The sequence below is a fragment of the Nitrosopumilus cobalaminigenes genome (assembly GCF_013407145.1).
Classification (GTDB): Archaea; Thermoproteota; Nitrososphaeria; order Nitrososphaerales; family Nitrosopumilaceae; genus Nitrosopumilus; species Nitrosopumilus cobalaminigenes.
Window position 1 is genome coordinate 1,152,947 of sequence record NZ_CP026993.1, and the last position, 20,118, is coordinate 1,173,064.

General features: G+C 34.1%; 23 protein-coding genes. 14 read left to right on the forward strand and 9 right to left on the reverse strand.

Annotation, left to right across the window (positions count from 1 at the left end):
- Positions 1 to 15: 15 nt before the first annotated feature.
- Entirely contained in the window at positions 16 to 978 is a 963-nt protein-coding gene (locus C5F47_RS07130; protein ID WP_179360404.1) for a homocysteine S-methyltransferase family protein, read from the reverse strand.
- Positions 979 to 1,090: 112 nt separating this feature from the next.
- Here C5F47_RS07130 and C5F47_RS07135 point away from each other — a divergent pair, with 112 nt between their 5' ends.
- Positions 1,091 to 2,194: an MFS transporter gene (locus C5F47_RS07135; protein WP_179360405.1), complete on the forward strand. Its 1,104-nt coding sequence runs from the start codon at positions 1,091 to 1,093 to the stop codon at positions 2,192 to 2,194.
- 3 nt (positions 2,195 to 2,197) lie between these two features.
- Here C5F47_RS07135 and C5F47_RS07140 read toward each other — a convergent pair whose 3' ends face one another.
- The 4 genes from C5F47_RS07140 to C5F47_RS07155 all read right to left on the reverse strand — a co-directional run bounded on the left by C5F47_RS07140 (position 2,198) and on the right by C5F47_RS07155 (position 6,335).
- Positions 2,198 to 3,406 carry a sensor histidine kinase gene (locus C5F47_RS07140; RefSeq protein ID WP_179360406.1) on the reverse strand — a complete coding sequence of 403 codons (1,209 nt, stop codon included), beginning with the start codon at positions 3,404 to 3,406 and terminating at the stop codon, positions 2,198 to 2,200.
- Between the two features lie 375 nt (positions 3,407 to 3,781).
- A complete protein-coding gene (locus C5F47_RS07145; RefSeq protein ID WP_179360407.1) occupies positions 3,782 to 4,540 on the reverse strand; it encodes an ABC transporter permease in 759 nt (252 codons plus the stop codon).
- A gap of 5 nt (positions 4,541 to 4,545) precedes the next feature.
- The gene (locus tag C5F47_RS07150; protein WP_179360408.1) at positions 4,546 to 5,310 is read right to left on the reverse strand and encodes an ABC transporter ATP-binding protein; all 765 of its coding nucleotides are present in this window, start codon (positions 5,308 to 5,310) and stop codon (positions 4,546 to 4,548) included.
- Complete coding sequence (locus tag C5F47_RS07155; RefSeq protein ID WP_179360409.1) at positions 5,307 to 6,335, reverse strand: ABC transporter substrate-binding protein; 1,029 nt, start codon at positions 6,333 to 6,335, stop codon at positions 5,307 to 5,309. The genes C5F47_RS07150 and C5F47_RS07155 overlap by 4 nt, the downstream gene beginning before the upstream one ends.
- Before the next feature lie 132 nt (positions 6,336 to 6,467).
- Here C5F47_RS07155 and C5F47_RS07160 point away from each other — a divergent pair, with 132 nt between their 5' ends.
- The 13 genes from C5F47_RS07160 to C5F47_RS07220 all read left to right on the forward strand — a co-directional run bounded on the left by C5F47_RS07160 (position 6,468) and on the right by C5F47_RS07220 (position 17,289).
- Positions 6,468 to 7,667: an argininosuccinate synthase gene (locus tag C5F47_RS07160; RefSeq protein ID WP_179360410.1), complete on the forward strand. Its 1,200-nt coding sequence runs from the start codon at positions 6,468 to 6,470 to the stop codon at positions 7,665 to 7,667.
- On the forward strand, positions 7,664 to 7,831 hold the full coding sequence (gene lysW/argW, locus C5F47_RS07165; RefSeq protein WP_014965593.1) for an alpha-aminoadipate/glutamate carrier protein LysW: 168 nt from the start codon (positions 7,664 to 7,666) through the stop codon (positions 7,829 to 7,831). Before C5F47_RS07160 ends, lysW/argW (C5F47_RS07165) begins: the two co-directional genes overlap by 4 nt.
- The gene (lysX, locus tag C5F47_RS07170; RefSeq protein WP_179360411.1) at positions 7,831 to 8,688 is read left to right on the forward strand and encodes a lysine biosynthesis protein LysX; all 858 of its coding nucleotides are present in this window, start codon (positions 7,831 to 7,833) and stop codon (positions 8,686 to 8,688) included. Before lysW/argW (C5F47_RS07165) ends, lysX (C5F47_RS07170) begins: the two co-directional genes overlap by 1 nt.
- 28 nt (positions 8,689 to 8,716) lie before the next feature.
- The gene (argC, locus tag C5F47_RS07175; protein WP_179360412.1) at positions 8,717 to 9,763 is read left to right on the forward strand and encodes an N-acetyl-gamma-glutamyl-phosphate reductase; all 1,047 of its coding nucleotides are present in this window, start codon (positions 8,717 to 8,719) and stop codon (positions 9,761 to 9,763) included.
- A gap of 2 nt (positions 9,764 to 9,765) precedes the next feature.
- Entirely contained in the window at positions 9,766 to 10,569 is an 804-nt protein-coding gene (locus C5F47_RS07180) for a [LysW]-aminoadipate/[LysW]-glutamate kinase (RefSeq protein ID WP_179360413.1), read from the forward strand.
- Entirely contained in the window at positions 10,562 to 11,743 is a 1,182-nt protein-coding gene (locus C5F47_RS07185) for an aspartate aminotransferase family protein (protein WP_179360414.1), read from the forward strand. The genes C5F47_RS07180 and C5F47_RS07185 overlap by 8 nt, the downstream gene beginning before the upstream one ends.
- A complete protein-coding gene (gene lysM, locus C5F47_RS07190) occupies positions 11,730 to 12,149 on the forward strand; it encodes an HTH-type transcriptional regulator LysM (RefSeq protein ID WP_179360415.1) in 420 nt (139 codons plus the stop codon). Before C5F47_RS07185 ends, lysM begins: the two co-directional genes overlap by 14 nt.
- A 117-nt stretch (positions 12,150 to 12,266) precedes the next feature.
- Positions 12,267 to 13,433 carry a LeuA family protein gene (locus C5F47_RS07195; RefSeq protein WP_179360416.1) on the forward strand — a complete coding sequence of 389 codons (1,167 nt, stop codon included), beginning with the start codon at positions 12,267 to 12,269 and terminating at the stop codon, positions 13,431 to 13,433.
- Positions 13,434 to 13,455: 22 nt separating this feature from the next.
- Positions 13,456 to 13,623 (forward strand): alpha-aminoadipate/glutamate carrier protein LysW, encoded by a 168-nt coding sequence (gene lysW/argW, locus C5F47_RS07200; protein WP_179360417.1) that lies wholly within the window; start codon positions 13,456 to 13,458, stop codon positions 13,621 to 13,623.
- A complete protein-coding gene (gene lysX / locus C5F47_RS07205; RefSeq protein ID WP_179360418.1) occupies positions 13,620 to 14,462 on the forward strand; it encodes a lysine biosynthesis protein LysX in 843 nt (280 codons plus the stop codon). Before lysW/argW (C5F47_RS07200) ends, lysX (C5F47_RS07205) begins: the two co-directional genes overlap by 4 nt.
- Positions 14,463 to 14,465: 3 nt before the next feature.
- Positions 14,466 to 15,593: a M20/M25/M40 family metallo-hydrolase gene (locus tag C5F47_RS07210; RefSeq protein ID WP_179360419.1), complete on the forward strand. Its 1,128-nt coding sequence runs from the start codon at positions 14,466 to 14,468 to the stop codon at positions 15,591 to 15,593.
- Positions 15,593 to 16,630, forward strand: coding sequence for a diphthine synthase (dph5, locus tag C5F47_RS07215; protein WP_179360420.1), 1,038 nt, complete (start codon positions 15,593 to 15,595; stop codon positions 16,628 to 16,630). The genes C5F47_RS07210 and dph5 overlap by 1 nt, the downstream gene beginning before the upstream one ends.
- 44 nt (positions 16,631 to 16,674) lie before the next feature.
- Positions 16,675 to 17,289, forward strand: a complete 615-nt coding sequence (locus C5F47_RS07220) for an FAD synthase family protein (RefSeq protein ID WP_179360421.1) — start codon at positions 16,675 to 16,677, stop codon at positions 17,287 to 17,289.
- Here C5F47_RS07220 and C5F47_RS07225 read toward each other — a convergent pair.
- The 4 genes from C5F47_RS07225 to C5F47_RS07240 all read right to left on the reverse strand — a co-directional run bounded on the left by C5F47_RS07225 (position 17,286) and on the right by C5F47_RS07240 (position 20,111).
- Positions 17,286 to 17,969: a DUF120 domain-containing protein gene (locus C5F47_RS07225; RefSeq protein ID WP_179360422.1), complete on the reverse strand. Its 684-nt coding sequence runs from the start codon at positions 17,967 to 17,969 to the stop codon at positions 17,286 to 17,288. The two genes, C5F47_RS07220 and C5F47_RS07225, sit on opposite strands and share 4 nt — an antisense overlap.
- Positions 17,970 to 17,974: 5 nt before the next feature.
- Positions 17,975 to 19,117, reverse strand: a complete 1,143-nt coding sequence (dnaG, locus tag C5F47_RS07230) for a DNA primase DnaG (protein WP_179360423.1) — start codon at positions 19,115 to 19,117, stop codon at positions 17,975 to 17,977.
- Positions 19,118 to 19,267: 150 nt separating this feature from the next.
- Positions 19,268 to 19,618: an iron-sulfur cluster insertion protein ErpA gene (gene erpA / locus C5F47_RS07235; RefSeq protein WP_179360424.1), complete on the reverse strand. Its 351-nt coding sequence runs from the start codon at positions 19,616 to 19,618 to the stop codon at positions 19,268 to 19,270.
- A gap of 91 nt (positions 19,619 to 19,709) precedes the next feature.
- Positions 19,710 to 20,111, reverse strand: coding sequence for a CBS domain-containing protein (locus tag C5F47_RS07240; RefSeq protein WP_179360425.1), 402 nt, complete (start codon positions 20,109 to 20,111; stop codon positions 19,710 to 19,712).
- Positions 20,112 to 20,118 lie beyond the last annotated feature (7 nt).

A 20,118-nucleotide genomic window follows, 5' to 3' on the forward strand; every position in this document is an offset into this window, starting at 1 on the left:
TGTTTTTCTAAATACTTAACCCTCGATAGAGTTGGCTTTTTCGTCAATTACTTTCCTTAAGGCTTTGATATGTTCAGGATTTGTCCCACAACAACCGCCAATAATTCGAACTTTTTTGTATTCATTAAGAAAATCACCTAATGCTTCACCCATTTTCTCTGGAGTCATCTTGTATACGGCTTGACCTCCATCATTTTCAGGCATACCAGCATTTGGAACTACCAACACATTATGCTCATTTTGCTCATCTAACCATCTTACACTAGGAGTCATCTCGATGGGGCCAGTAGAGCAGTTCAATCCGAACACATCAATTCCCATATCAGATACAGTTGTGTATGCAGCTTGGATATTTGTTCCAAGTAGCATCTTACCATATTGATCTAAAGTAGTATTTGCAATAATTGGGACTTTTTTCCCAGTTTTTGCAATTGCATTATGACATGCTTCAATTACTAATTTAACTTCCAAGATATCTTGACTGGTTTCAATTAGTAATGCATCAACACCTCCAAGGATTAATCCTTCAGCTTGTAGCTCAAATGCTTCTCTAATTTCATCGAGAGGTTTTTGCCCCAAATCAGGATCATTAGAACTTGGAAGATATCCTGTTGGACCCATGGAGCCAATTACATATCGTGGTTTGTCGGTATACTCAGCACATACTTCAGATGCAAGTGTAGCAATTTTTTTGTTAAACTCAACTGTTTGATCACCAAATCCATATTCATCAAGTTTAATTTTATTTGAACCAAAAGAATTGGTCTCTATACAATCAGCACCAGCATCTAAATAATTTCTATGGATTTGTTTTATCCATTCAGGATGTGTTTCAACTAATCCATCATTAAAACCATCTTGATTATTTGGAAAATCTTCAGGTTTTGGATCATGTCTTTGAATTTCAGTTCCCATTGCACCATCAAATAATAGAATTCTATTTTGCATGGCATCAAGAAATGGTTCTTTTTCTACCAATTTAATTTCAAAATGTTCTAGGACAGTTTAACTCTTTTCAGAAAAAACCACAAAGATAGGTAGTATTGATACGTATGTTGAAATTAGGTGCAAGAGAATTTTATGTACATTTATGCAAAAGTCTCAAGTCAATAATCTAGTTCGTAGTGCCACATTTTTTCAACATGCTGGAATTTCCATAATCTTTGTTTTTATGCCTATTATTGCAAAAGGAGTAACAGAATCTATTTTTGAAATTGGACTTTTAGTGGCATCATTTAGTTTTGCTCAGATTTTATCTGAAATCTATTTTGGAAGGCACTCAGATAAGAAAGGAACTAGGCTCAAATTCATTAGAATTGGCTTCATCGGGTGCGCTATAGCATTTGGATTGCATTATTTTGCAGATGATCTTGGCATGTTTTTCTTGGTAAGAATTGCAGCAGGTGTTGCAAGTGGAATAATGATTCCAGCAATGATTGCATATACCTATGAGGCAAATATTGATAAGAAAAGAGCAGCGACAGTAATCTCTTTTCATGCTTTAGGATGGCTTGCAGGAATTGCAGCAGCAGGAATTGCAAATGATTTGAAATTAATTTTCATATTAAGTGCAGCATCATTTCTTATCGGATTACTTTTTACAATAAGACTTCCCAATCCCGAACAAGTAAAAGAAATAACCCCAGGAACAACTAAAAAAGTTATTTTAAAAAATAAATTCCTATTTTTATCGCTATTACTAAGACATATTGGTGCAGCAGCAGTGTGGGTCATTCTTCCCATAATGATTGTTGAAAAGTTAGGGGGAGAACTTTATCATATTTCAATAGTATATGTGGCAAACACATTGACTGCATTTATTTTTATGAATGTGATGGCAAGTAAAATTCATCTATCAAATGTCACCAAGTTTAAAATTGGAATTGGGTGCACAACATTTGTTTTTGTTGGACTGTCTGTAGTTACAGAGTGGTGGATGGCAATGCCATTTATGGCATTAGTAGGTGCAACATGGGCATTTTTGTTTATTGGTGGAAACTTTCACCTGATGGAAAATAATCCACGTTCAACATCAACAGGAATTTTTAGTTCAACATTGTCTATTGCAACAGTAATCGGACCAGTTGTGGCAGGAGCCATTGCATTTGCATTTGATTATGTTGCTGTAATGTATTTTGCAATTGCAATTATCATATGTGCATTTGTAGTGTCACTAAAAATAAAAAATGGATGAAAATTAAACAGTAGGCAATGTTATGGTAAAGGTTGTAGGGTTATTTTTAACTGAAATAGTTCCACGATGTTGCTCGATAATGGATTTACAACTTGCAAGTCCCAATCCAGTTCCTTCTTGTTTTGTAGTGTATAGAGGCTCAAAAATTTTATTTAATTTGTCCTCGGGGATTCCAGGACCTGAATCTTCAATTTTGATAAGAGTATTTACGCCTATAATTTCAGATGAAATCTTAATTTTTCCTTTCTTGCCAAGGGATTGAATTGCATTATAAAATAAATTGATAAAGACCACTTTCAGCGCCTCATAGTCACAATGAATTTTTGTATTACTTACAGTAGATTCAATTTCTATTCCATCGTGTTCAGGCAGATCATGTATAGATGAATCCAAGATTTCTTTTAGAGAGTTAGTTTTTAGAATCAATGGTTGTCCTTTAATGTAATCTAAAACATTGTTTACCTGATGTGAAATTCGATATATTTGATTATCAAGTTTTTTTAGTTTTTCAAGTTCATCAGAAGACAAATTTTTATTTTTTGTTTTAAGAAGATCCAAAGTTGTTTTAATTACAGTCAAAGGATTTCTAATATCATGTGCCATACGTGAAGAAAGATTTCCTATACTTGCAAATTTTTCTTGTTCTATTGTTTTGTTAGATGAACGAATTGTGAATATTGAGAAAATAATAATTCCAGATACGATTATGGAGATGAAAATGACCGTGTTAATTATTGTGATTAATTGAGTTTCAGCTATTGTGTCATTAATTGAATCCATGTTATAGTAGAGTTCAATCACACCTAATGGAGTTGTAGAATCCAATGTAATAGGAATGTATATTTCCATCATTTGACCATAACCCATTTCTGAAATATTTTCTGGATCAACAGGATTTTTTATTTCAGATGTAATTTCACCTGCAATTGAATGTTGAAATCTTAAATTATCATTAAAATTCTTTCCAACAATCAATTGATCATCTGAACAAATGATTGTACCATCACTACTCCAAACTTTAATTCGTAACATTTCATCTGTTTTTATTTGTTGGAAAAAATTATCAAAAATTTGTTGTTTGTTATCTAAATCATTCAAATCAAAATCAGTGGGTACTAGTTGACGAGATGCAGATTCAGAAATTATCGTAGAATAGAAATTTTCAGTTCTTTGAATTGTGTTATTTTGGATTTCAGTCACAAGAATAGACATGAATGTGAATCCAACTACGAGAGTAATTAAAATCAAAATACTTCCACTTAGAATAATTTTTTGGTGAATTTTCAGAATAAATTACCTTGGAGAAGAGATTGAAAAGTATTTTTTAATTAATTTTAGGAAATTACAGGAATAAATCAAATTTTGAGCGTGGATTTTGGTAAAAATTCAATGCAAAAAGAATTTTCTTGAATGAACGAAGCTACAATCAGATGAGCAAAAACTAGTCTTCTTTAAAACAAAATCATCTTCACAATTTCTACATTTAGGCATATTATTCATACTTGAGTAACTTCATAAGAAATTGTATGTTCAATTTACACAACACAACATGTCAATAATATTCGGAGTTTGAATTATTTTCTGAGATTATCTTAAGCCCCAACGAGACATTACTTTGTTTTCCAATCTCTTGAAAATTACGCCATCAACAACAAGACCTATTGCCATAATCACAATCATAATTCCAATTACTTGTGAAACGTCATTTAGGGAACGGCCTGCATTAAGCAAGAATCCTAATCCTAGGAACGAAAAGAGTATTTCAGCACCAATTACACCCCTCCAAGCAAAAGCCCAACCTTGTTTAAAGCCAGAAATCATGTATGGAAAAGCTGCTGGAATTAATACGGCGGTAATCAACTGACTTCCTTTTGCACCCATATTTCGAGCAGCTTCAATAAAGTGAGGATTGATATTTTTGACTCCGGTGTATGTGTTGATTGTAACTGCAAAGATTGCACCTATCGCCGTAACAAAAATTATTCCCCCATCAGTCAATCCAAACCAAAGTATTGCCAAAGGCACCCAAGCAATAGAAGGAATTGATTGCAAACCTAAAACTAGAGAACCAACAGTTTGATTGATTACTTCAACTCTTGCCATAAATATTCCAAGTACAATTCCTCCACCAATTGCAATGGCCAATCCAATAGATAATCTCCACATACTAGTTGCTATTCCATACAACAAACTACCATCTGCTGCACCATAAGCTAAATCTTCAGCCACTTCATATGGAGAAGGGAAAATATTGTCAGGCCAAATTCCAACCATGGCAATGATTTGCCAAACTACAACAATTCCAATGTAAAATGCAATTCTATAAGGAGTATAATTTTTTGCCAAAATAATCACTCTTTACTTTTCTTTACCTCAGGTCTTAGTTCTGCCAAAATATCTTGTTGAAATTTTAGTAGAGATTCATCTTCAGTGATTCTAGGTCGTGGGAAATCATTATCAACTTCTTTTTTAATTACAGATGGACGATTACTGAAAATTGCTACTTTGGTTCCAAGAACTGCAGCTTCAGATACACTGTGAGTAACAAACAAAATTGTCTTTTTTGTTTTCTCCCAAATTAATTGCATTTCAACTAAAAGTAAATCACGTGTCTGCGCATCAAGTGCAGCAAAAGGTTCATCCATCAGTAACACATCAGGATCCATTACAAGAGCTCTTGCTATAGCTACACGTTGTTTCATTCCAGTAGATAATTGGTAAACATAAGAATCTGCAAATTTGGTTAATTGCATCATATCCAAATATCTATGAGATATTTTGGCTCGTTCTTCTTTTGGGATTCCAGCCATCTTTAATCCAAATTCTACATTATCTTGGACCTTTAGCCATGGAAATAGTGCACCTTCCTGAAATACCATAATTCTTTCAGGACCAGTTTCAGTGACGTTGTGACCATCAAACAAGATTTGCCCTTCATCAGGTTTTTCCAAACCTGCAACTATACGCAAAAAGGTAGATTTTCCACATCCAGAAGGCCCCACTAGGCATACAAAATCTCCTGCTTCAACTTTGAGATTGATGCCGCCAAGAGCTTTGAGTTTGTGAGAATCATGACTGAAATATTTAACAATATTTTTAGCCTCAAGTTTTGTCATGAGTTATTTTCTCCTTCAATGGAATTTGTATCAAAGTAGTAAAAAATACCAGACAAATCATATCCATTTCTTCCAAGATATCCTAGCGTATCTGCCTTTTCTGCAAATGAATGAATAGAATCATGTAAAGGATCACCAGTAATTACAAGATTAGATAATGCAATATCAACAACATCATCAGATAAAGATTGACCTAAATGAGAATTTAAAAAATTATTAAAAAGAATTCTAGTATCCACAGGGTTTTGATTAATCCAAGTTACTGTTTCATAATGAGAACTTAGAAAATTAGAAATTACATCAGGATTTTTTTTCACATAATCTGCATTTGCAATCAAAAGAACGGATGCAAATTCTTGATTTGGCCACAACTCTTCTTCATGAAATAATCGTTTTCCATCCAATTCAGTTACCAAAATAGTAGCCCAAGGTTCTGCAATCCATGCACCATCAATATCGCCCTTAACAAATAATGTGTAAATATCAGGATTCGGAATATTGTAAACTACTACAGAACCACCTTTGTCAGCAGTTTTTAATCCATTTTCAGACAAATAATGACGTAAGGATACATCCTGAGTGTTTCCAATCTGAGGCGCTGCAATTTTTTTTCCTGCAAAATCAGATGCAATATTGATTTCAGATTCAGGATGAACTATGAAACTTGCTCCACCACTTGCAGCTCCTGCAAGAATTTTTACATTGTTATTTTCAGAATTTAAAAATCCATTAATTGCAGGACCTGGTCCAACATATGCCAAGTCAACAGAATTTGCAAATAGTGATTCTATAGCTTGAGGACCACTGTCAAAAACACGAGTCTCAATTTTAGTTGTATTTCCCATACTTGTTTCAAAAAATCCTTTTTCTATTCCTACAATCGGAATAGCATGACCAATATTTGGAAAATATGCAATACGGATTTTATTGTCATGTGACTCTTCCGAAGAATTAAAGAAGAATCCTAAGACAGACAGTAAGATAATTCCTCCAATACCTGCAGAAAGCACCGATCGAGTTTTCATAAAACAGCGTTATATCTGGCGGTTAAATAATCATCGAATTTTAGCTCAAGCTAGTCAGAAATTTATTGAAAATAATTGATTTTGAGCCTATCACAAAAGATAAATTCCAAAATACGACGGAAAAGATGTTTTATGACTCAAAAAGGAATTCTTGCATTTTCTGGAGGACTAGATACGTCAGTTGTTGTAAAGTATCTACAAGACGAACACGACATGGATGTCATTACAGTTACTGTAGATGTTGGACAAGGCGATGATTGGAAAAAAATTGCTGCAAAAGCAAAAAAACTTGGTGTTAAAAAACATTACAATATTGATGCAAGAAAAGAATTTGTCAAAGATTACATTTTTCCATCAATTAAAGCAAATGCTCTTTATCAAAAAAAATATTGTCTTGCAACAGCACTAGCTAGACCATTAATTGCAGAAAAAGTGTTAGAGATTGCAAAAAAAGAAAAAGTTACATCACTAGCACATGGTTGTTCCGGAAAAGGTAATGACCAAGTAAGATTTGATATCACATTACGTTCAGGTTCTGACCTTCCAATCATAGCTCCGATAAGAGATAAAAATTTGGATAGAGATACGGAATTAAAATTTGCAAAAAAACATGGGATTGAAATTGATACTGTAGCAAAAAAATTCAGCATTGATCAAAATTTATGGGGACGTGCAATCGAAGGAGGAGTTTTAGAAGATCCTTACAATGAACCGCCTGATGATGCATTCATTTGGGTTAAAACTAAAAACTTGCCAGACAAACCAGCATATTTGGAAATTAAATTCAATAAAGGAATTCCAGTTGCAGTTGACGGCAAATCAATGGAACCATTAAAGCTAATTGAATACATCAACAAAAAAGCAGGCAATGCAGGTGTAGGAATAGTTGATCATATTGAAGACAGAGTTGTGGGAATCAAGTCTCGAGAAGTTTATGAAACTCCAGCAGCTACTTGTTTAATTGAAGCTCATTCAGATTTAGAAAAGATGGTCCACACCAAACATGAAAACAAGTTCAAATCAATAATTGATGACGAATGGGCATATTTGGTCTATTCAGGACTTTGGCAAGATCCTCTAAAAACAGATCTTGATGGATTTATCGAAGCTGCACAAAAACCAGTCTCTGGAACCGTGAAATTAAAGATGTACAAAGGAAGTCTAAGAGTAGTTGGAAGAAAATCAAATAATTCATTGTACAGTCACGATATTGCAACTTATGGAGTAGAATCAACATTTGATCAAAGACTAGCCAAAGGATTTGTGGAATTGTGGGGAATGCAGTCAACAGAAGCTAATAAATTACAAAAGAAAAGGTCAACAAAAACATGAACTGCCCAGAATGTGATGCAACATTAAACATCCCAGACGATGCCTCAGTAGGAGAAATTGTCTCCTGTCCTGATTGTGGCGCTGACTTTGAAATCTCAAAAAAAGATGGATCAAATGTCGAGCTTAAACAAGCAGAAACCGTAGGCGAAGACTGGGGAGAGTAATGTCAAAAGTTTGTATTGTTTTTGACCGCTTAAGAGCGGAAGAAAAGATGCTTCAAAAGGAAGCAGCTGCACTAGGACATGATGCATTGATGTTAGATGCAAAAATCACTCAAATCAATACAGATAGTAAAAAAGAAGATTTTGATTTGGGGGATGTTGTTTTAGAAAGATGTGTTAGTTATTTTAGAGGACTTCATTTTACTGCAAGTCTAGAATTCATGGATATTCCAGTATTGAATAAATTCGAAGTTGCAAATACTTGTGGGAATAAAATGTTCATGACATTACTTTTGAAAAAAAATAATATTCCAACACCAAAAACATATTTTTCATTTTCAAGTGATAGCGCTGCTGAGAACTTGGAAAAAGTAGGATTTCCATTAGTGATTAAACCAGTTATAGGTAGTTGGGGAAGAGGAGTAATGCCATTAAAAGATAAAGATACTATGGAAGCAGTTTTTGAAATAAGAGACATTACAGATAGCCCACATGACCGTATTTACTATTTACAGGAATTAATCAAAAGACCACCAAGAGACATTAGAGTAATTACAGTAGGGGACGAGCCTATTGCAGCAATGTATAGAAAATCCTCAGGTGGATTTAAAACAAATATCGCTTTAGGGGCAGATCCAGAACTTTGTGAGATCACAAAAGAGATGGAAGATATGGCAGTAAAAGCATCAAAAGCCATGGGTGGTGGAATTTTAGGAATTGATATGATGGAAGATGAAGAAAAAGGCCTAGTAGTCCATGAAGTCAATAATACAGTAGAATTCAAAGGATTAGCAAGAGTTGCACAACGAAATATACCAAAAGAAATGGTAGAATTTGCGCTAAACTACGTAAGAAAATAAATTATACTCCTTTAGGAGGTGTCTTATCATGAAAGTGGGAGTTGTAGGAGCATCAGGATATGTAGGCGGAGAGACACTTCGTCTTCTTGTAAACCATCCAGATGTAGAGATCTCAATGGTCACATCAAGACAACATGTAGGAGAATATCTGCATAGAATTCAGCCAAGTTTGAAGGGATTTACCGATCTTACTTTCTCAGAATTAGACTATGATAAATTAACAGACAAGTGTGATGTAGTTTTTACTGCAGTACCACATGGAACAGCTACTGAAATTGTAAAAGCACTCTACGATAGAGGAGTCAAAGTAATTGATTTGAGTGCAGATTATAGATTACACAATCAAGATGCTTATGACAAATGGTATGGTTGGGAACATCCACATCCAGATTATTTAGAAAAATCAGTTTTTGGTGTTCCAGAATTACACAGAGAAGAAATTAAAAAAGCACAACTAGTTTCTTGCCCAGGATGCATGGCAGTTACATCAATGCTTGCACTAGCACCATTAATCAAAAATGACCTTATTGATACTGATCATATTATTGTTGATTCAAAAATTGGTTCATCAGGTGCAGGTTCTGGTTCAGGAACTGCTCATGCAATGAGAGCAGGTGTAATTAGACCATACAAACCAGCAAAACATAGACACACTGGTGAAATTGAACAAGAGTTAAGTGAAATTGCAGGAAGTAAAATTCGTGTATCAATGAGTCCACATGCAGTAGACGTAGTTCGAGGAATTTTATGTACAAACCATACATTCTTGAAAAAAGATATTGAAGAAAAAGAATTATGGAAAATATATCGTCAAGCATATGGAGAAGAAAGATTTGTCAGACTGATCAGAGATAAAAAAGGATTGTATAAATTCCCAGATCCAAAATTCCTAGTAGGTTCAAACTTTTGTGATATTGGATTTGATTTAGATGAAGATAACAATAGATTGATTGCATTATCAGCATCAGATAATTTGATGAAAGGTGCAGCAGGTTCTGCCATTCAAAACATGAATGTAATGTGTGGTTTTGATGAAATGGATGGACTAAGATATACCCCATTAACTCCGGTTTAGAAATGATCACAATCAAAATTGGTGGAAGTGTAGTAGATGATTTACACCCATCAACAATTTTAGATATTAAAAAAACTGCAGAAACTGAAGGGGTAATTATCGTTCACGGTGGTGGAAAAGAAGTTACCAAAGTATGCGAACAACTTGGAAAAGAACCAAAATTTGTTACATCTCCAAGTGGCATCAAAAGTAGATACACAGACAAAGAAACCGCAGAAATTTTCACCATGGTCATGTCAGGTAGAATTAACAAAACAATTGTTCAAATGCTTCAAAAAAATGGCATTAATGCAATCGGTCTATCAGGGGTAGATGCAAAGGTTATCGAAGCTGACAGAAAAAAGAAATTACTAATTGTTAATGAAAAAGGTAGAAAACAAGCAATTGATGGCGGATATACAGGAAAAATTAGAGAAGTAAATTCTAAATTTATCAAATCACTTTTAGATCAAGGCCTAACACCGGTAATTTCACCCATAGCAATAAGTGAGGAATCAGAATTTCTTAATATTGATGGAGACAGAGCAGCAGCATATGTTGCAGGCAAAGTTGGTTGTGATAAGGTATTATTCATCACAAACGTTGATGGATTATTAATGGATGACAAACTTGTACCAAAACTAACATTGGCAGAAGCAAAAGAAATTAGACCAAAAATAGGACCTGGAATGGAAAAGAAAATTTTGGCATCTACTGAAGCATTAGATATGGGAGTTAAAGTGGCATTAATTGGAAATGGTCAGAGAGAAAATCCTATTTCATCAGCTATTGCACATGATAATTGCACGGTGATTGAACATGAGTGAAGACCAATTTATGGGAAACCTCTATCAGAGATTTCCAGTTACAATTGAAAAAGGTGTAGGGGCACATGTTTGGGATACTGATGGAAAAGAATACATCGACTGTATGGGAGGATACGGAGTAGCTTTAGTAGGTCACAAAAATGAAAGAGTAAACAATGCAATCAAAGAACAGATAGATAAAATCATTACAGTACATAGTTCATTATACAATAAAACAAGAGAAGAATTTTTGACTACATTAATTGGATTAGCACCAAAAGAATTGACACAAGTTCATCTAAACAACAGTGGAGCTGAAGCAATTGAAGCTGCCATGAAATTTGCAAGAAAGTTTACAGGGAAAAAAGGAATGGTTGCAATGAAAGGATCTTATCATGGAAAATCATTTGGAGCATTATCATTAACATTTAATCCAAAATACAGAAAAGCATTTGCTCCACTAGTTGAAAAAGTATCATTTGCATCTTACGGAGATATTGAATCATTACGTTCAGTTATTGATGAGGATACAGCATTTGTGATTTTAGAACCAATACAAGGAGAAAGCGGAATCATTGTTGCACCTGAAGGATTTTTACAGGATGTGAGAAAGCTTTGCGATGAAAAAGGAATTGTGTTAATTTTTGACGAAATACAAGCTGGTTTAGGTAGAACAGGACGATTATGGGCTTGTGATCATTGGAATACTGCTCCAGATATTTTATGTTTAGCAAAAGGGATTGCAGGAGGAGTGCCAATGGGTGCAACTCTTGTAAGACCAGATATTCTAGCTTCAATAAGTAAGGGTGAGCATTCATCAACATTTGGAGGAAATCCAATATCTTGTGCAGCAGGAACTGCAGCCCTTAAGGCAATCACAGAAGATGGATTGATTGAAAATTCTGAGAAAATGGGGAAATTATTTAGAGAAGGATTAGAAAAACTAAAAGAAAATCATCAGATGATTAGAGAAGTTAGAGGAAAAGGCCTCATGATAGGAATAGAGATGAAATTTGAAGTAAAAGATATTCTATTTGGTTTAATCAAAAAAGGAGTTCTAATGCTTTATTCTGGAAGGAATATTCTCAGAATTCTTCCTCCATTAGTAATATCTGAAGATGACGTAACAAAAGTTTTACATGCTCTTGATTTAGTACTTACTGAAGAGGAAGAAAAAAGAAATGTACAAGGATAAAGTAGACGAAAAAATCATTGGTTATCTAAAAGAAGATTCTAGAGAATCATTTGTAGATATAGGTAAAAAACTAAAACTATCAGAATCAGCAGTTAGAAGACGGGTAAAAAATCTAGTTGATAGTGGAACAATCAAAAAATTTACTTTAGAATTAGGTGAAGAGAATACAACTAGTGCAATCGTTCTAGTTTCAGTAGATTCTGCAACAGATACTTCAAAAGTATCACTAAAGTTAGCAAAACTAGATGGTGTAAAAACAGTTTATGAAATTACAGGACAGTATGACATTACAACAATTATGAGTGCCACAAGCATTACAGAAATTAACAATAGTATTGATGCATTAAGAAAGATTCCAGGTGTAGTGGATACCAACACGGTAATAATTTTAAGAAAAATAATCTAAAAACGACTTTCGTTTCAAAATTTAATTTCAAAACTAAATTAGGATCATAATCATAGTTTTTCAACGAAGATAGTACGAATATGTTTATATCATCAATTTATGGTAACGATTTCAGTAATGAAAGATCCGAATCACTATGCAAACTTGTATAACGCATATGACAAAAATCCAAAAAAAATTAGGGTGTTAGATAGTACCTTAAGAGAAGGTGAACAACACCCAGGTGTTTCATTTACAAACAAACAAAGAATCCAAATCGCTTGGATGTTAGATTATTTCGGTGTTGATCAAATTGAGATTTCACCAGTAGTATCAAATGATCATAAAGAAGCAACTAAAACAATTATCAAGCAAGGATTAAATGCAGACATTGTATCTCATGGACGTGCATTAAAACAAGATATTGATACTTCGTTAGATGTTGATGCCAAATGGTGTGCAGCATATTTAGGAATTTCAGATATTCATCTCAAAGATAAATTACGAATTTCAAGAGAAGAAGCACTTGAAAGAGCAGTTGAGACGGTAGAGTATGCAAAATCCCATGGACTAAAAATTAGATTCACTGTAGAAGATGGAAGTAGAGCTGAGCCAGAATTTTTACTTAAAGTATGTAAAGCAATTGAAGAAGCTGGTGTAGACAGAATTAGTTTGCCAGATACCGTAGGAATCCTACGTCCAATTGGAATGTATAATTTTGTTAAAAAAGTAAGAGAAGTGGTAGATGTTCCATTAGATGCACATGTTCACAATGATATCGGGTTTGCAGTTGCTAACGCATTTTCAGCATGTGATGCAGGAGTTGATCAAATTCATACTACAATTGACGGTATCGGTGAAAGGACAGGAATTCCGCCATTAGCAGAAGTTGCAGTAGCATTAACTTACCTATACAAATCTCCAAATGACTTCAGATTAGATATGTTACTAGATTTATCCAGATTGATTGAAGAATACACATCAATTAAACCATATGATTCAAAACCAATTGTTGGGTCTTCAGCTTACAAACACAAAGCAGGAACTCATCTTGCAGCAATTCTTCGAAATCCTGCAGCCTATGAGCCTATTCCACCTAGAACAGTAGGAAACAGAAGAAGAATAGTATTTGGAGAATTAGCTGGTAAAACAGGTGCGGCATATTTGATGTCATTATTAGGATTAGAGAAAGATGATGAAGGTGCAAAAGCTGTTGCAGCAGGACTAAAAGGCCTCAGAATGGGAGATCTAATAGAGATTCCATTAGAAGACAGACTTGAAAAAAAGATAATTAATGATAAATAAAGAGGAGTAATGAAGAGAAAATATGTCAAAATGTGAAGAATGTGATGCAGATATTTCCATACCAAGTGATGCACTTGAAGGAGAAATCGTAACATGTCCGGAATGTGGCGCAAGTTTTGAATTAGCTAAAGGTTCAAACGGTTTCGATCTAAAGCCGGCCCAAACGGTTGGTGAGGATTGGGGACAGTGAATCCTGACGTTACCATTCTTTACGATACCATCCGTTGGGAAGAAAAAGCTCTACTAGAAGCCGGTAAAAAAAAGAACATCAACATCCAGATGGTCGATTGTAAAAAATTGGCAATTGATTTAGAAAAAAAACCTGAAGATTATGGAGTAGTTATTCAAAGATGTGTGAGTTATTATAGAAATCTACATTCAACTGCAGCTCTTGAAGGAATTGGTGTCAAAGTAATCAATTGTCTCAATACAGGAGTTTTTGCTGGAAATAAATTATTTACACATATGTTATTAAAAAAATTTGGAGTTCCTACACCAGATGCAACTGTAGCATTTTCAAAAGATGCAGCTTTGGAAGCATTAGATTCCCAAGGATACCCAAAAGTGATTAAACCAACTGTTGGTAGTTGGGGAAGATTAATTTCCAAATTAAACGATAGAGATGCAGCTGAAGGAATTATTGAGAGTAGAGAAAACATGTATCCAATTTACCAAGTTCATTACTTAGAAGAATTTGTAAAAAGACCACCAAGAGACATTAGAGCAATAATGGTGGGGGACAAAATTGTAGCAGCAATTTATCGTTCTTCTAAACATTGGAAAACCAACATGGCCTTGGGAGGAACTGCAGAACCATGCAAAGTTACACAAGAAATGGAAGAAATGTGTATTAAGGCAAAACATGCTATTGAAGGAGATATCGTAGGTGTAGATTTGATGGAAAGTAATGAGAAAGGACTTGTTGTACATGAGGTAAATAATACAACTGAATACAAAAACACAGTAAGAGTCTGTGATGTAGACATTCCTTCCTTAATGCTAGATTATGCACTGAAGATAAAAAAGTAAGAATTGGACACTCATTTTACAGTTACACCAAGATTTGCAGTGAAGATGTTAGAGAAAGCACTAAGATTGTACACTCCATCCCTCAGTGAAAAACCAATGGCAGAATTTTTAGCTGACAAATGTGATGATTTAGGGTTTGAAGATATTCAGATTGATGAAGTGGGAAACGTCATAGCCAAGAAAGGTTCAGGTTCACCAAAAATTATGCTGTGTGGACACATGGATGTTGTTCCAGGTAAAGTCAAAGTAAGAAAAGAAGGGGATGCATTGTATGGCAGAGGAGCATCAGATGCAAAAGCACCATTAATGGCAATGTTATTTGCTGCAGCATCAATCCAAAATAATAATGGAACAGTAATTTTTGTCGGAGCAGTTGATGAAGAAGGAAATGCAACAGGGATTAAGAATTTAGTTAAAAAGAAAATGGATATAGATTATGCAGTATTTGGGGAACCAAGTGGAATTAAAAAAGTTACAATAGCATACAAAGGAAGATTAGCAATTAATCTCAAAATTAGTGTTCCAGACAGTTCTCATGCTAGTGCACCATGGTTATCAAAGAATGCAATTTTAGAATCAATGATTTTTGCAAGAGAACTAAAAGAAAAATTAGAAGCAAATCAAGAAGACAAAACTAAAGGAATGTTATTGACTGCAACCATGACAGAAGTTAAAGGAGGAACAAGTCATAATGTTACACCAAAAGATTGTGAGACAACTTTTGATATCAGAATACCTGTAGATATGAATTGTAAATCAATTGAACAAAAAATTTCAACTTTGGTTAAAGAAATTTCTCAAGAGAGAGAAGTAGAGGCATTTTATTCAATTCTTGACGAGACTGAACCATTTGAAGCATCACATAATTCACCACTAGTTAGAGCATTTACTCTTGGAATTAGAGAAGTAGAGGAATCAGCACCAACTTTGATCAGAAAAACAGGTACAGGAGACATGAATGTTCTCGGGAATCAATGGGGAATTCCAGTTGTAACATATGGTCCAGGTGATCCTCACGAAGCTCATACAATTGATGAGAAGGTATCAGTAGATGAGTATCTTAGAGGAATAGAAATTCTCAAGAAAACACTACAGCATTTAAAAAGACTTCACGATAGAAAAATGCAATAATGCTCTGGTTTGTAGGTCTAGGAATTTCAGGATTCAAATCAATTCCTAGTGAGGCATTGGATGTTTTATCAAAAGCAGATATTGTATATTTGGAACAATTTACAAGTCCAATTGGAAAATCAGATTTAACAAAAATCAAGAATGCTACAAAAGGAGAATTCATTCTTGCAAAAAGATGGCTTGTTGAAGATGGTAGTGAAATATTAAAAAATGCAAAGAAAAAGAAAGTTGCATTATTAGCATATGGGGATCCATACATTGCTACTACACATATTGAATTAAGAACCAGAGCAATAGAAGAAAAAATAAAGACACATTCCATTCATGCATCTTCATCACTTACCTCAATGATTGGAGAATGTGGTTTGCATTTTTACAAAGTTGGAAGAATTGCAACAATAATGAGTGAAATGAAATCATTAACAACACCATACTATGTAATTTACAAAAACATCATAGAAGGAAATCACACAGTACTTCTTTTAGAATATAATCAAGACAAAGATTTTTTCTTAGATCCAAAAGATGCATTGGATGAGCTTTTGGAGACTGAAAAAGGACAAATTAGAAATGTCATCAGTTCATCCACATATGTAATAGTTGCATCAAGAATAGGATTCAAAGATCAAAGCATTATTTCAGGAAAAATATCAAGCTTAAAGAAAACAGATTTTGGCAAACCACCTCACACAGTAATTATTCCAGGAAGATTACATTTTACAGAATCAGATGCATTGAAAATATTGGGTCAATGTATTGATGAACCATTTGACAATTCAGAAAAAACAAAGAAAATTTCCATCCAAATGATGAAAAAATATGTTCCAATGGTCAGAGAAGCTCTTGAAGAGGTAGAGCCACTATACAAAAACCAGAAAGAATTTCATGGAATTTTAGAAAATGCAGAATTATACGTAAAGGATGCAGAAAAATTTCTAGAAGATGGTCAAGACGAAGTTGCCATCTTGAGTATCGGGTATGCGGATGGTCTTGTTGATGCATTAAGATTAGCAAAAGGCCTTGATCCAAAAATGTAATTTTTAGCGATGAATTAAAGAGAGGGTCAAAAATAGAAAGAACGATGGAACAAAGTGAAAAAACCATATTATCCATAATGTATGTCGCACAAATTCAAGAAAAGAATGCATTTGAGGAAATAAAGAAAAAAACTTTGCTTGAAGAAAATATTATCAAATCAAATATAGAAAATTTGATTAAAAAACAATTTGTAAATGAAGATAATACCCTAACAGAGTCCGGTAGGAATTCATTAATTGTAGTTTTAGCTGGAGGAGTTTTTGACATTATTCATCCAGGTCATATTCATACGTTAAATGCTGCAAAAGAATTAGGAGATGTTCTCGTAGTGGTAGTTGCAACTGATAATACAGCAATGAAAATGAAGAAAAGAAGGCCACTTCACGTACAAGAGCAGAGACAAGAATTAGTAAATTCATTATCAATGGTAGACCTTTGTTTAATTGGTCAAGAAGATGATATTTTCAAAACAGTGAATCATGTCAAACCACAAATTATAGCTCTTGGATATGACCAAGTTCATCAAGAGAAATTCATTACAGAAGGATGTAAAAAAATAGAATTAGATGCAAAGGTTGCAAGATTGCAATCACCCATTCCTGAAAGTTCTAGTTCTAAAATTCAAAAAGAATACGGTGAATCAATTCACGGAATTTAGGAATTTATTGGAATTTTAATTGAAACTTTTGAACCATCTTTTAATTTAGCAGTTTTTCTTAAGCAAGATTTTGAAATTAATTCTATAATTGAATCATCATGATGTGTACGCTCTAGAATAATTAATTCACAGTTTGTAGAATTGTTAAGTTTGGCACTAAAGCACTTTACCCATCCATAGGTACGCTTTCCATCTGAAAAACTCTTAATTTTAGTACCATTCAGAGTTTCAAACTGTTTAATTGCTTCTTGATGAATTTTTTGATCTAATCTGACATTTAGAGTTCCAGGGTATGGAACATAACCGATTTTTGATTGGAATTGTTTTGTGTATCCTTTTAATCCCATGTAATATGCACCCTCACCCATTCCAGAAACCAAGGTACCTTTCAATTCAACATGAGAGGGTGAAGAATCAAGACTTTTTTGTAAAATTGCCGATAATTTTACCATTTCAGAAAATCCTTTTGATGTAATTTTTACTGAGATATTGCGTCCACTAATTATTCTCTCAATGAACTGATTTTGTTCTAATTCAAGAAGATGTTTTGAAGCAGCTTGTTGTGATTTCTTTATGTTTTTTCCAAGGGATGAAGTGGTTATAGAAACATAATTGTATTTTGCTCCTTTGGAAAGTAAATAGGAAAGAGTTAGGAGATGCTGAATCTTTAGTTCAGTCATCTATTCTAAGATACGCCTAAGTCACCGAATGTTTTTAGTGTCATTCCATCAGAATTGGATAATTTTGCAACTCTGTGTCCAATTACACATTCAATACCTGCATTTTTGGCACCTTCTAAAAGTCTCTGAGTAATAATTCCGTCTAGTAGAAGGTATTTGATTCCAGATTGTGATGATAGTTTACTAACAACTTCACTGATTGGAACTTTGAAAATTTCATTTTGATCTCCATCTAATGCTACGGCTTCAAGAGTTTCATTCAGATTTGGAAATACTTTTGCTGCCATCTCTGCTACTGGTTTATCATCTTCACTTTTTAGTTCAGGAGCTGGTTTTCCATTTTTAATCTCATCAGCAATTGGTCTTAGAATTTCATCAATTCTTTGAGGAGTTAACTCTTCAACTTCAACACCACTGTCTGCTTGAATTTCGTAATCTAATGGAACAAGTGATTTTAGTTCTTTGAGAATAAATCCTCCTGCTCTATCACCATCAAGGAAAGCAACTACAGTGTCTTTAGTATTACATAGTTCTTTGATAGATTCATCAATTTTTGCACCTTCAATTGCAAGTACATTGTCATATCCTGCTCTAAGAAGATTGATTACATCAGCTCTTCCTTCAACTAGAATTACCCAATTAGAATCAGATAGACCAGAACTACAAGTTAATTTTGATGGTCCATATGTTGTTAGTTTTCCTGCATCACCTTGGTGAACATCATTTAACATGCTTTCACCTTCACTGACGGTCTTAGTTGCCCATTTTTGTTTGATTTCTTTAGCTCGTTTTACAATATCATCTTTCTTGGCAGCTCGTACATCATCTATGGCTTCTAATTTGAATGCACAATCAAATGGCCCTACTTTGTCGATGCTCTCAATACCTGCAGCAATTAATGCACAAGTATCAATATCAGTACTCATTGGGATTAATGCATCACCATTAGTAGTGTTTGATGTAGATTTGGCATTGACTTCAATACGACCTACTTTAGAAACTCGTTGCAGTTCATTCAGATTCATCTCTGGGCCTAACAGTCCTTCTGTTTGGCCAAAGATTGCTCCGATTATATCTGCTCTTTCAACAAGTCCATCGACTTCATAGGAAAGTTTAACGTGATATTTGACAATTCCTGATTGAGGCATAAACTATTCATCTCCTTTATTATCATAATTTGAGTTTCTACCTGCAATATATGAGGGTATCGCAAAAATTTGTTAAAATTATGAATTTTTTCAAAAATTCTGAGATAGCAAACGCTAGGAGAAACTAAAAATGAAAAATAATGAATTTGTTTATTCTGTGCTAAATGAGTGACCGCATGAACAGGATTTTGTAACATTTGGATTGTTAATTTTAAATCCAGAACCCATTAGGCTTTCAATATAGTCTACGTTTGCACCTTGCAGATGATCAACGCTGTAGCTGTCAACTAGGAGTTTGACTCCATTTTCTTCCAAGACAATGTCATCTTCTTCTGGTGCTTTTTCAAAGCCCATTCCATAAGATAGACCAGAACAACCGCCACCTTGAACATATACTCTAAGGTATTCAGGGGCTTCTGCTTCTTCTTTCATAAATTCTTGGATTTTTTCAGCTGCTTTTGAGGTAACTGTGACCATCTTTTGTGTTTGCTCAGTTGCCATTATGAAGAAAAATGATGATTCAAAATATAAGAAGCTTTTCCCACCTGACACACTAGTAATTTAAGAAATGAGAGAAATCTCAACCTCAAAGCTAGTGATCAGCAATATGTTTGACTAAATCACTTGAAGTTAAAATGCCAACAACCTTATCGTCATCAATAACAGGTAATTTCCTAACATTTCTAGAAGACATCAAATCAGATGCAATCCACAAATCAGAATTTGAGTCAATTGAGATCAGAGGAGATGACATTATTCTTCTGACCGGAGTATCAATAGGATACGAATGTGCAGTGATTTTAATTGCAAAATCTCTATCAGTGACAATGCCAACAGGTAAATTATTTTCTAAAACTACTACAGCTCCCACCCCAGTATCTTCCATCATTTTTGCAGCATTAGTTGCAGTAACAGATGAATCAACAGAGACTATAGAATTACTCATTATTTGCTTAACCCAAGTTTTCTTTTGGATAGAGTCAGGAGAACTCATCAATAGA

Excerpts from the sequence above, each read along its gene's own strand:
- lysM (WP_179360415.1), top strand. The coding sequence starts at position 11,730 with ATGTACAAGGATAAAGTAGACGAAAAAATCATTGGTTATCTAAAAGAA.
- C5F47_RS07240 (WP_179360425.1), bottom strand. The coding sequence starts at position 20,111 with ATGAGTTCTCCTGACTCTATCCAAAAGAAAACTTGGGTTAAGCAAATA.
- C5F47_RS07225 (WP_179360422.1), bottom strand. The coding sequence starts at position 17,969 with ATGACTGAACTAAAGATTCAGCATCTCCTAACTCTTTCCTATTTACTT.
- dph5 (WP_179360420.1), top strand. The coding sequence starts at position 15,593 with ATGCTCTGGTTTGTAGGTCTAGGAATTTCAGGATTCAAATCAATTCCT.
- C5F47_RS07160 (WP_179360410.1), top strand. The coding sequence starts at position 6,468 with ATGACTCAAAAAGGAATTCTTGCATTTTCTGGAGGACTAGATACGTCA.
- C5F47_RS07135 (WP_179360405.1), top strand. The coding sequence starts at position 1,091 with ATGCAAAAGTCTCAAGTCAATAATCTAGTTCGTAGTGCCACATTTTTT.
- C5F47_RS07140 (WP_179360406.1), bottom strand. The coding sequence starts at position 3,406 with ATGTCTATTCTTGTGACTGAAATCCAAAATAACACAATTCAAAGAACT.
- argC (WP_179360412.1), top strand. The coding sequence starts at position 8,717 with ATGAAAGTGGGAGTTGTAGGAGCATCAGGATATGTAGGCGGAGAGACA.
- C5F47_RS07180 (WP_179360413.1), top strand. The coding sequence starts at position 9,766 with ATGATCACAATCAAAATTGGTGGAAGTGTAGTAGATGATTTACACCCA.
- lysW/argW (WP_179360417.1), top strand. The coding sequence starts at position 13,456 with ATGTCAAAATGTGAAGAATGTGATGCAGATATTTCCATACCAAGTGAT.
- dnaG (WP_179360423.1), bottom strand. The coding sequence starts at position 19,117 with ATGCCTCAATCAGGAATTGTCAAATATCACGTTAAACTTTCCTATGAA.
- C5F47_RS07185 (WP_179360414.1), top strand. The coding sequence starts at position 10,562 with ATGAGTGAAGACCAATTTATGGGAAACCTCTATCAGAGATTTCCAGTT.
- C5F47_RS07150 (WP_179360408.1), bottom strand. The coding sequence starts at position 5,310 with ATGACAAAACTTGAGGCTAAAAATATTGTTAAATATTTCAGTCATGAT.
- C5F47_RS07155 (WP_179360409.1), bottom strand. The coding sequence starts at position 6,335 with ATGAAAACTCGATCGGTGCTTTCTGCAGGTATTGGAGGAATTATCTTA.
- lysX (WP_179360411.1), top strand. The coding sequence starts at position 7,831 with ATGTCAAAAGTTTGTATTGTTTTTGACCGCTTAAGAGCGGAAGAAAAG.
- lysW/argW (WP_014965593.1), top strand. The coding sequence starts at position 7,664 with ATGAACTGCCCAGAATGTGATGCAACATTAAACATCCCAGACGATGCC.
- C5F47_RS07220 (WP_179360421.1), top strand. The coding sequence starts at position 16,675 with ATGGAACAAAGTGAAAAAACCATATTATCCATAATGTATGTCGCACAA.
- C5F47_RS07195 (WP_179360416.1), top strand. The coding sequence starts at position 12,267 with ATGAAAGATCCGAATCACTATGCAAACTTGTATAACGCATATGACAAA.
- erpA (WP_179360424.1), bottom strand. The coding sequence starts at position 19,618 with ATGGCAACTGAGCAAACACAAAAGATGGTCACAGTTACCTCAAAAGCA.